We start from the raw sequence: 10,826 nt of genomic DNA on the forward strand, positions 1-10,826 counted from the left end.
CACACACCAATACTGGTTAAATAATGCGCTTAACGTATAAAAATTTCCGATATCCAAACTGACCACTTTAAGGGCAATCATGCCGTTCCTGGCTGTAGCACTGATGTCCATCTTTAGCATTTTAGGGCGTGGGGGCCGTCCAGTGCCAAATTCCGCTCCTCGCTCAAAGCAGCCCGTCACGCCTGCTTATGAAGCAAGCTTAACGTAGGATGTTGTCCGTTTTCCAAGCGGCCCCCCTTAAGCGAATACAACGACCGCATGTGTCAAAATGTCACGCACTTGTCATGTTTAGTAATTTCCTTACTAATTACTAAATACTAAACCTAACCATGATTTGCACACCCTTTACGTGACAATGTCACTTTTTCGCGTTCGGAAAGCATACAATGAGATTTAATTACAGGTAAGTCGCATCACTTGACATTTATTTACATATAACACACTGAAAAATAAGAATTTCACAAATGATTCAATTTAATCCCGTCAGGTCTCTTAGATCTGAGCCGGGAAGTGATAGAATTATGATGAATAGTAAATAGTAAAGCAGTGACTAAAGGCGCGTTTATGTGAAATCTAAAAACATCACCTGATGATTTACGCTGGATTTTAAATTTCAACGCGATGAATGCAGGTGCTGAATTCCGCGCCTAAAAGTCATACGGCACGGCACGCAGCAGCCGGTTGCCGAACCGGGCGGAGCTGGACTGAATTGGCAGTCAGCCCGTGCCAGAAAGATATGAGGGTGATAAGTGATGGCTGAACAACAACTGAAGATGCAATCGCGAGCCGAGCAGCTGGCAGCAATACGCGATACGGCAATGCAGAAATTTGAAGAGGGCATGCAGCTCATTGCAGAAGCCTCAACAATGGCCGGGGTCTGTCTCTTTAGCAGTGAGATCATGAAGCCAAACGCTTTTGGCCTGCCGCAGTCTCTGCCGGGGTCTATCGAGACCGGCCGCAAAGCGCTGGACCGGGTGACGTGGAATAAGCTGCTTAGTGAAACAGGGCTCGACCGGTGCTGGAACCACAAACAGCGCGCAGCGTTTAGCGTGTCACTTCGTACCGATCCGCCGATTGCCTCCATTTCGGTTATCCGTGCAACTCTGCGTGCAGCAGCTGCCAACCGGCCACAGACTCTTGCTGATGGCTTTGTTGGCCTGTTGACCGAACTGGACCGGGGTTTTATCCGTAACCGGCAGAAAAACACCATGCCATCGCGGTTTGTTCTTCGCGGTGTATTCCAGCACACTGATCCGTTAACGTATAACGGGTATAATCCTGACAATCTTGTTTATATTCGGGACTTTGAGAATATCGTGTGCATCTGTACCGGGGTCAGTACGCCAGCCAATGGCACCGATATGGCCGGTAGACTGACCGCTCTGAGAACACAAGAAACTGCCGGTACGCTGGTTAACTCTCATGGCTGGCGCTGCAAGCTGTTTCAGAACGGCAACGTGCATATTCACATTGATTCCCCATCATTGCTGAATGCCCTTAACGATCTCATCAGCCTCTACTTTGCCGGTCAACTCCCGGCCGGAGAAATCGCATGACCTCAGAATTAGATCAGTCTCTTCCCCAGGAGCGTGACGCCGAAGGTAACAAAGCAAAGCAGCCCCGGAACACCGCCACTGGCATGCTTACCTACTTCAGTGCTATCGAGCGCCTTTGTGAAGAGAAAAATATTTCGCCCGAGAACCTGGACCAGTTCTTTAGGGTTCATTGGCTGAGAGATGCCGTCGGCGGTTCGTTCAAACGGGCTCAGGAAATGTTCCTGAAATATATTGAATACGTTGAGACGGTCCCTGAAGAAGCCCGCCAGCTGGCGATACCTAAAGGGATCACTACGGCGGTAGACGACCTGATGTCACTGATAACCTGGTATTACCGAATGAGCTATGAGGAAATTCAGAGTGATAAAGTGAAAGAGCTGGCCTCCCACATCCAGGCGTTGCAGACAGACATTGGAAACCACGAAACGCGACACCGTACGAATGAAGAAGAGATCGGTCACCTGAAAAACATCAACCGACAGCTGACTGAGGAACTGGAAAGATGCACACTGTCGCTGAGTGACACCACTTTAAAATATGAGCAGTCACGGGATGAGAATCTCGAACTTGAGCAACAGAGGAATAAAACACAGTCCGAAGCAGACCGGCTAAAGCTGTCGAATGACAGCCTGACCAGTCAGCTGAAAGAACGTCGACAGGAACTGGCCACTCAGCAGGACTACCTCAAACAACTGGTCAGCGAATCCCGCACCCAGCAGGGTGAGATTAGCAGTCTTCGCAGTGAACGGGATACCCTGAATTCAGCGGTAGCTGAGTTAAACGACAAGTTAGAGGCTGCGGCCACAGCGATGGTCACACTGAAAACGGAACATGCACGGGAGCTCGATTCAGCCCTCAAAAGTCAGGCACAAGCCGAAAGCCAGCTGCGTGACCTTGGTGAGCAATATGAAACGGCAACTTCTGAGCTCGACACGCTGAAAGACAATTACAGGGAAGCCCTTGTTCAGAACGAAACCCTGTCGGGTCAGTTGAGTGAAAAATCCGATATTAATAAGGATCTTGTCGAGGGCATGCAGACACTGAAAGAAGAGTTGTTAACAACCAACTCGCTGTTGACCGCAGAGAAGGCTATTTCGGCCAGTCTGAAAGAGACCGTAGCCATGCTTTCCGGTGCCGCAGCAACACGCACTGTTAAGCCGGTAAAGGGTGTCAAAGCGGGCAGCAAGAAGAAAGATACGCCTTAAACCGGCAAGCTCATCGCTATTTCCGCCAGATGGGATTCGACCAGAGCCTGGTTGCCGGGAACGTAATTGCTGCATGTATCTGCATCAGCAACGAGTACCGGCGCTTCCCCAAACTGATCGGCCGTGATATCAAGAATGAAGTTTCCAGCACAGGTCCGAACCTCAAGCCAGTAATGTCCGTGACCTTTCCCTGCGCTATCAAAATACCCTCCGTCAGCAAGACCGTCACCACCGCGTGGTAACGCGTTGTAGTCGGTGTATTGTTCGATCATGGTTTTCAGTAAGAGCACCGCATAGGCACAGGTCCCGGCAGTCTGCCCGCCCGGTGTAGTCGCTATTAGAATTTGCATAAATATTTCACGCAATCGACTGGCCATGGCGGACAGCTCAGCGGAAACACCCGCAATCGTTTCAGGCTCGTTAATGTTCATCACTATGCTCATGATTAAGGCAGTGGCACACAGTACCGGATGTTATTTCCGGGCAGGAAAGGGCGGCAACTCATCATCGGGTCCCGCTACCGTCGCATCCCAGAACCACCAGCCATACGGCCCGAAGTTACGATTGTAATAGTCGGTTTTAAGTGCTTTTCTCGCCAGATAGGCCGGTGAGGTCATACCAAATACCTCCATCGGAAACGGATCTTTAGCCCGCGTGTCCAACAGGCAGAAATCCGGGAACACCTCACTGAGACTGGCATCATAGTGTAGAGGTTTGACGTAGCTCCGTTGCTCCGCATCCAGTTTACTTGCAACCGTCGCTTCGTAAGATGAGTCCAGTGGTATCCAGTTGTCACTGACCATCATTAAAGCGATTTGCTGCGCACGGACAGAGACTCCTCTCTTCGTCTGTGTCGGTGGGGACGTTACCACGAATACCACAATTTTTCCGCCCTTTCGCCAGGCCGCATATTCTGCCGGAAAACGCTTTTTAACGCTTTGCCATTGGCCCGTTGAAGAGAAAAAGGTTAATGGCAGTCCGCCAAAATAGCGGTAGGGCAGAAACTTCAGTTCGGCTTCGTGTTTGGCTTCATCATATCGGGGGAGGAGCGAAAGCAGAAGCAGGCGCTTGTCCTGACCGTCAGGAGCAGACAGCCTCGCATTTTGCTGTTCTGCGGCTTTTGAATTTGGGTCGGTCCCGATAAAGAGCCGATCTGAAATAGCGGTGCGCCCGCTGCGAATATGGGTACTGGCATCGTTCAGCCTATAGCGAACCAACGAGAAATCCCGCTTACCGGCCATACCGGGGTACCAGAAATTCAGTCGAGCCTCGGACCAGAGAAGACTCAGCAATCCCAGCAACGACATGGTGCTTTGCCCGTTTGCAGGGCGTTGAATGGCTGGCGGCGGTGGGCAATCAGACTGCACAGGAGGATCTTTTTCGGTCAGTCCAATGTCGAGTTTGATAGCCAGCATGCCGTCTTTAGTATCCCGGATAACCCCCGATTCATAACCTTTAAGACCGGTGGATTTATCATCGAGTCCAAAATATTCACACAGGGGATCGTGGTCAGGACCGGAGGAGGGAAAGCGGGCAAGATAATAGCTGTCAGAGCCGGAGATATGGCGGACTGATAGTGATTTTTTCCCCGCCCCGCGACAACAGCAGGTAACGGTGATGTTTGGGCCGTTTCGGTGATGCGACTTCTCCAGCACCGATTTCCAGCTTCGGGCAAATTCATCGCTCGTCTGGAATTCCGGCGTGTACCGTTTCGGTTTATCTCCCTTACCGTCGTCAATCAACACTGCATGTTTCTGGCTCACTGGTGCCTCCTTATTTACGCTTCGCGACTAATAGCCCAACCACCTTAATACGGCCTGTCCGTCATATAAGGTATTTTGCCCGAACTCCTCAAAGAATTCTGCCCATTCGCTTTCCGGTATACCGTGTTGCCTGAAGAGCCGAATCACCTCATCTCTGGAAATGCTCTCGCCTTCAGCCGAATCATAATATGTCAGGTAAGCCATCTTCTTCCCCTTTCAGGCAACACGCTTTAAGGCTGCTTCGCGTATCTCAGCGGCCCGGACTATCCGGGTCTCCAACATTCTGGCCACGGCAGCAAATACCGGAACGATAACGGAGTTACCGAACTGGCGATAAGCCTGCGTTTCCGATACGGGTATCCGAAAAGTTACTTTTCCCGGCTGTTCAAATCCCATCAGGCGGGCGCATTCCCGGGGGGTTAACCGACGCGGACGTCGTCTCATATTATCCGGGTCGCGGAAGTTTTTGCTGCCGATTATGCTATCCCAGCCTCTATCAACCAACGCTTCAGCGCCATCTTTGTGGTACCTTGCAGAGATGGTGCGGGATATAGCGTTTTTATCCGACGGATTCACCAACCCATACCCGAAGCCATTTCCTTTGGCTTTATGCTTTTCGGCGTAACGATACAGGTACTCCCAGAGCTTTTCGCTCAGGATGTATTTGTCATCCACGGACTCATCCAGCAGCGTATGAAACGCAGGCCGATCCGTCGGGAACTCGCTATGGATGTTCTTCAGGCTGAAACCCTCACTCAGGCCCAGATCGCGGCGAAAGCCTACCAGGACGATGCGCTCGCGGTGCTGAGGCAGAAAATGCTGTCCATCAATGATTTTGGGATCAGCTACTCCTGTCACCCCGGCGTCCGCCACGTCATACCCAAGTTCATCCAGTGTCTGCATAATCACCCGGAAGGTATTGCCCTTATCGTGGCTTTTCAGATTTTTGACGTTTTCCAGGACGAACACGCCGGGTAGCTTGGCCCTGAGCACACGGCAGACATCAAAGAAGAGGGTTCCCTGCGTCGAATCCTCAAATCCGTGCTTGCGCCCCAGTGAGTTCTTTTTGCTGACTCCGGCGATGCTGAAGGGCTGGCAAGGGAATCCAGCCAGCAGAACATCATGGTCGGGAATATGGCTGTCGATATGGGCGTATGCCTGGTCTTCACTGATGTCATCCTGGTCGCTCAGCGTCAGTTCCCGGATGTCAGCGTTGAAGACGTGTTCCTGCTCATCGCAGTACCAGTTGGCCCGGTAGGTCCTTGCGGAAAATGCATTCCACTCACTGGTGAGCATACATTTTCCGCCAATCGCCTCAAAGCCGCTGCGGATACCCCCAATACCGGCAAAAAGGTCGATAAACCGAAATTTTGGCCGGGAATACCAGGCTGGGCGTTTCGGGAGCAGGGAGGAGAGCAGAGTAGACTCATCAGGCGATACGACAACGCTATCGGGTGCGGCCGAAAGACACTTTTTGACGCGGTCTCGTGTCCATCCGCTCCCGGTGACTGTATTCAGTACGTCGGCCAGCTTATTCAGATCATAAATAACGGCGAGTTTGTGGAGTAATTCATAATATCGGGCCGCATCCGAGACCTGCTCGTGCGCCGAGTTTGTTAATGCATTCTCAACCATGATATTTGCACCTGCTATTCAAGATGAGCAAAAGGCTAACACGGCAGAATTGGTCGGGATTTCACGATAGCCCGCTAATTTAGCTGTATTTCCTGATGAGCAGTGAGCGGATTAGCTACTTATTAGCGCTCAATCTGTCTGGTTTATCTACACCATGATTTTTAGGGATAAATCTGGGGTCCATAGCCACCTCGGGAACCCTAATCAAGTTGATATAATTGCCATCACGCCGATAGCCGTTTCCGGTCCGCTCACTCAACAGAAGGATGGTCGACTGTGAAAATGTTTCCAAAGTTACTTTTTATATGCCTACTGGGGACCATCCCTGTCGCGGCTTTCGCGGCAGTAGAGTCGTTTGAGGGCAAGGTCGTCAAAGTCATTGACGGCGATACCCTACAGATTCTGGACAATCAGAACTCCAATATCCGTGTACGCCTCTATGGCATCGATGCCCCTGAAAGCAAACAGCCGTGGGGCCAGAAGGCAAAGCAGGCACTCAGCAGTGCCGTAGCCGGTAAAACCGTGAAGGTTGTGGAGCATGGCCTCGACGTATACGGACGTGAGCTCGGCACTATCTGGCTGGATGGATACGACATCAATGCGTCGATGGTCGACAGTGGCCTCGCGTGGGTCTACAGGTTTCAGGATGAAGCTATCGTGCCTGCTTATATCAAGTTTGAAACCGGGGCCAAAAATGCATCTCTGGGTTTGTGGTCTGAAAAATCTCCGGTCCCTCCCTGGGAGTGGCGGCAGATCAACAAGAAAAGTGATAAGCAGGAGAAGAAAACACCGAGGGCAAGCTGGTGAAAAGCGTCTCGCCGTTTGAGCGGTTCTACCAGACAGAGGGAGGCCTGCTTGTCAGCTCTGTCAACGGGATGCAGACGCTGGTATGCCCTACATGCCTGAGGTCTGTCGTGAGGTCAGAAACAGGGGCTATGCTTCCACATATTACGAGCAATGGCCAGGCATGCATTCCTTCTCCGACTGTCATCATCACCAAAGCCATTATCCAGTGTATATCCGCAGGTCAGCGGGTCTTCGTGCGTCCTGTGATGGATGGACAGCGGAAAGTGGTACCGGCGCTCGTGGTGGCCCCTTTAGGCCTTGCTGTGAATTCATATATAAACACTGCCTACGAACCAGCCGGAGCCATCTGGAAAAGCCCGAAGGGATCGCGTATGGGTGTGTTCTTCATGCCAGACAGAGCGGGGCAGGTGAATAAAGTACTCTTCGATTACATAGCCGTGATCAATCCGGAGATCTTCATACCCTACTTCAAAGAATGCTGGGCAACCGGGGAACATGACAATCCACTTACTTTGCTTAATACCCTACTGATGTCGACTAATGCAGCCGCAGAATGGATTAAGTGGCCAGATAAGATTGGCAACACGTCTAAGTGGCGTACGCCAGCGTCTGAATGGTTTGCATGCGATATGATGGCCACAGGAGGGAATACGGTCAGTGCAGCCGTAACCGGCATTGAAAACAGCCAGCTCGGCGAAACTATCTTTATCCTTCAGGTAACAGCAGAAAAATCGACGCACGAATTTCAGCTGGTTCGCTCCCTGGGAAGCACACTTTTGCTAGATAACACGGGGAATGCTGTTCCTCCTGGCTACCGTTCTTTTGAATCCATTCGCTTAGCCTGTATTAATGCGGTACGGTCTTATGCAAAATACAATAAGCCTGTCCAGTCGGAAGACAACCTGGCCATTGCGCCGGAAGTTACCGCCAGCTCGAACTGACTCGTATATGCCAGAGCGCTACCTGGTTCCAAGGAGAACTATGTCACATAATATCGTCACTGTTGAGTTTGGGGATGGATTCAGGCTGTACGCCATAAATGACGGGGGAGGTTGCCACCTATACCGTTTCCTGTTGCGAAAGCATGAAGAGGCTGAAGCCTGGATTTTTGATTCAAAAAGAGTTATACGCGCTGAGCCAGAAAATGCGGAGCTCAGTGAAGAAACTGTAATTCTTGATCCTGATGAGCCATGGGCATTCGTATCCAGGGCATCCCGGGACCGGCTGTGGATCACCGGACCTCGAAATAGTGATGAAGCCATAGCGGAGACTGGCTGGAAAACAGGCGACATGTATGACATCTAACAGGCATGTTTTCTCTTCGCCATCCCACAAAAGGGCACTAACTGAAAATGGCATCGCATTTCATTCACGCGATTTATCAATGCCGCCGTTTTGGTAATCTTTATTTCCGTTTAGCGGACGGTAACTGGTATTGTCGCTTTGCCCGCTCAGGGATTGATGACTACCCATTTCGCGACAGCCACTGGGTGGAACGTATTGCGGGATCTGAAGCTGCCCGAGAATGCGAAGCCCATTACCAACGGCGCTTGCAGTTGTTACCCAATCTACGGATGCACTGGCAACCTGTAGCCTGCGCACTTGGTCGGGAATTTACGGATGCTGAACTACTGGGACTAGATGAAATCTCCGATTTTCAAGGCTCTCACATGGACGGGTTTATAATCACAAAATGACCGCTAAACGTCTAAAATCAACCACCGAGGACGGCTACACCTTCTTCATTACGCATGATGGCACTGAGTATTGCCTTACGGTTGAACCTGCTTATAGGCGTAACGGCACACAAACTTTTGATGGATTTTTCCCACGTTTTTACTCTGAGGTAAAATTTGCAAAGGGTGCTCTGACAAGATTTCTGGGTAAACAAGTCGTTTGGACCGAAGTGGATATCTCATAGGATTTCTGCTCAATCCATAATTACTATGGTTGCTTCAGCTTTAGAGCAGCTGTTATCAGCAGGTGTGCGATAAAAAAGTCTTCAAGCTTTAAAGAATTAATCAACTGAACATTCGAAACAAGCTCCAGATCAGCCCTATCGACTTATAGTGTGAAATCCTGCCTATCAATTCCATATCTGCGATTGAAAAGAATCAATAACATTCATTGCGCGAATGAATTGAATCATTTTGTTGCACATTAAATCGTTAATTAGCAGCCATTTTTTTAGGAATTTTCATCGGTATTTTTTATTAAAATGTAAACCCGAAAAAATTCAACTCTCCTACGAACCCCGTCGTATCTATACGCTCAACTAACCATGACTTAGATCAATTTATTTTCATTTAAGCAACGTTTAACTACCCGTTTGTTTACTGGCAGTTAAAACCTCTGGCAGAACTGTAGAAATCAGGTTGTTTGGGGTTTAAATGCGCAATCTACGGCGCTCTCTTCCGTTAACATTTAGAAGAAAATTCGGCTATTTGCATTCTAGGGTTGGAATTCATCCATTCTAACCCTTGATTCTTAGTCGGACAAAAAGCAGCTTCTGGTTGGATTTTTCTGTTTTTCACCACCCTGCGAAAATCTAACATTGGTTGGATTCTCAGACGCGCCCTCTCTCGCGTTAATCCAACTCTCCACCTTCTGCCTGCTTCAACAATGTCGGAATGTGCGGCCCATACTCGACCTTGCCTCGTCCTGCTCGAATACCACTGCCGACCTTGCGGGCTTCTTTGGAGTACAACGTCTTTGCACGGATGATGTCATAGCTGTAACCCCGACCTAACCGGTTGGACATCTTGATCAAGCCGTTGAGCCCTTCGGTATACCCATTGGTGATTGAGAACGGCGCATCCCAGTAGGCAAAGATGTCGTCGTAATGGTTGTGTACCGTTTTCACCAGTTTTTTGAAAGGCTCCATGCCATAAGGCGGCAGGCTGTTCTCCCAAGCCATAAAGGCGTTCTGAGCGCTCTGCTTGTCGGGTTCGTCGTAGATGCAGAAGAAGGCTTCCTTGAAGTCATAGGCCACGGCAAGTTCTGGGATCGCCTGCTTTACAACCTCCAGCGCCTTTTGCTCCGCGGGCGTCAGGTTGCCGGGCCGCTTCAGGGTTAGCCAGCGAATGGACTTTTTGACGTAAATCCGATCTTCTTTGCTTAACTGTGCCTGATAGTTCTTGCGCTCCGCTTCTAGGGCTTCAGAGGCCATCTTGACGACATGGAACTTGTCGATCACCAGTTTGGCGTTGGGCAGATACTGAGCAAAGGAACGCTTGAAGGGGCGCCACATATCCGTACAGACCCATTCAACCTTGTCAGCATCCGGCAAATCCTTGAAGAAGGGCTTCAAATGCTCTTGAGTACGATGCTCCAACATATCAAAGACGTTGTTGGTTGCCAGATTGGTGATTACACAGCGATACCCGCCGGCCAGGTTCACTTCGTCGATACCCATGATGACCGGGGTTTCGTAACGAACGGTTTGGGAGAGTTCCTCAATGAGATCGTGAGCGATGTTCTTGACGGTGTTCACCGCCACACCGGTTTGCTCGGCTAAAGCATGGAAGGTGGTTCCCAGGCACTGTTGCCGAATAACATCGACCAGCCGTTTGGTGGCTCGGCGTTTGTCATCCAGAAAACTCAACTCCGGCATGGACATTTTTCCGCACGACTCACAGCGAAAGCGCGGGCGCTGAACTTCAAGGCGGACGGGCTCCATGTACAACGGCGTGTCCATGAACTTGTTTTTGCGCGTACCGTGTCTGTGCATAGGGGTGTTGCAGTCCCCACATAACGGCACCTCGACCGTTACCGGCTCAGCAACTATCACAAGGCACTTGCTTTCGTGGCGCATATCGACCGGCTTGATGCCTGGCAGATTCAGCAGGTCAAGCATCGGC

Annotated in this window: 11 protein-coding genes; 6 read left to right on the forward strand and 5 right to left on the reverse strand. The window is 50.4% G+C overall.

Annotated elements, in window-relative coordinates; translation table 11 throughout:
- Nucleotides 1-752 precede the first annotated feature (752 nt).
- Both EXW94_RS25180 and EXW94_RS25185 read left to right on the forward strand, forming a co-directional pair.
- Nucleotides 753-1,556, forward strand: coding sequence for a DUF4942 domain-containing protein (locus EXW94_RS25180; protein WP_174341340.1), 804 nt, complete (start codon nucleotides 753-755; stop codon nucleotides 1,554-1,556).
- A complete protein-coding gene (locus tag EXW94_RS25185) occupies nucleotides 1,553-2,761 on the forward strand; it encodes a hypothetical protein (RefSeq protein ID WP_174341341.1) in 1,209 nt (402 codons plus the stop codon). The genes EXW94_RS25180 and EXW94_RS25185 overlap by 4 nt, the downstream gene beginning before the upstream one ends.
- Here EXW94_RS25185 and EXW94_RS25190 read toward each other — a convergent pair.
- The 4 genes from EXW94_RS25190 to dcm are packed head-to-tail and all read right to left on the reverse strand — an operon-like array spanning nucleotide 2,758 to nucleotide 6,159.
- Complete coding sequence (locus EXW94_RS25190; protein WP_174341342.1) at nucleotides 2,758-3,192, reverse strand: hypothetical protein; 435 nt, start codon at nucleotides 3,190-3,192, stop codon at nucleotides 2,758-2,760. The two genes, EXW94_RS25185 and EXW94_RS25190, sit on opposite strands and share 4 nt — an antisense overlap.
- A 42-nt stretch (nucleotides 3,193-3,234) precedes the next feature.
- The gene (locus EXW94_RS25195) at nucleotides 3,235-4,524 is read right to left on the reverse strand and encodes a DUF1173 family protein (RefSeq protein WP_174341343.1); all 1,290 of its coding nucleotides are present in this window, start codon (nucleotides 4,522-4,524) and stop codon (nucleotides 3,235-3,237) included.
- A gap of 27 nt (nucleotides 4,525-4,551) precedes the next feature.
- On the reverse strand, nucleotides 4,552-4,728 hold the full coding sequence (locus EXW94_RS25200) for a hypothetical protein (RefSeq protein WP_174341344.1): 177 nt from the start codon (nucleotides 4,726-4,728) through the stop codon (nucleotides 4,552-4,554).
- 12 nt (nucleotides 4,729-4,740) lie between these two features.
- Nucleotides 4,741-6,159 carry a DNA (cytosine-5-)-methyltransferase gene (gene dcm, locus EXW94_RS25205; protein ID WP_174341345.1) on the reverse strand — a complete coding sequence of 473 codons (1,419 nt, stop codon included), beginning with the start codon at nucleotides 6,157-6,159 and terminating at the stop codon, nucleotides 4,741-4,743.
- 282 nt (nucleotides 6,160-6,441) lie between these two features.
- On the opposite strand from dcm, the gene EXW94_RS25210 reads away from it, so the two are divergent.
- From EXW94_RS25210 to EXW94_RS25225, 4 genes are all read left to right on the forward strand, one after another.
- Nucleotides 6,442-6,966, forward strand: coding sequence for a thermonuclease family protein (locus EXW94_RS25210; protein WP_174341569.1), 525 nt, complete (start codon nucleotides 6,442-6,444; stop codon nucleotides 6,964-6,966).
- A 128-nt stretch (nucleotides 6,967-7,094) separates the two neighbouring features.
- Complete coding sequence (locus EXW94_RS25215) at nucleotides 7,095-7,907, forward strand: hypothetical protein (RefSeq protein ID WP_174341346.1); 813 nt, start codon at nucleotides 7,095-7,097, stop codon at nucleotides 7,905-7,907.
- A 40-nt stretch (nucleotides 7,908-7,947) separates the two neighbouring features.
- Nucleotides 7,948-8,271, forward strand: coding sequence for a hypothetical protein (locus EXW94_RS28105; RefSeq protein WP_217436575.1), 324 nt, complete (start codon nucleotides 7,948-7,950; stop codon nucleotides 8,269-8,271).
- 47 nt (nucleotides 8,272-8,318) lie between these two features.
- Nucleotides 8,319-8,663, forward strand: a complete 345-nt coding sequence (locus EXW94_RS25225; RefSeq protein WP_174341347.1) for a hypothetical protein — start codon at nucleotides 8,319-8,321, stop codon at nucleotides 8,661-8,663.
- Between the two features lie 890 nt (nucleotides 8,664-9,553).
- Here EXW94_RS25225 and EXW94_RS25230 read toward each other — a convergent pair.
- Nucleotides 9,554-10,822, reverse strand: coding sequence for an ISL3-like element ISKpn25 family transposase (locus tag EXW94_RS25230; RefSeq protein WP_174341348.1), 1,269 nt, complete (start codon nucleotides 10,820-10,822; stop codon nucleotides 9,554-9,556).
- Nucleotides 10,823-10,826: the final 4 nt, after the last annotated feature.

Source organism: Enterobacter sp. JMULE2 (assembly GCF_013337145.1).
GTDB lineage: Bacteria > Pseudomonadota > Gammaproteobacteria > Enterobacterales > Enterobacteriaceae > Enterobacter > Enterobacter mori.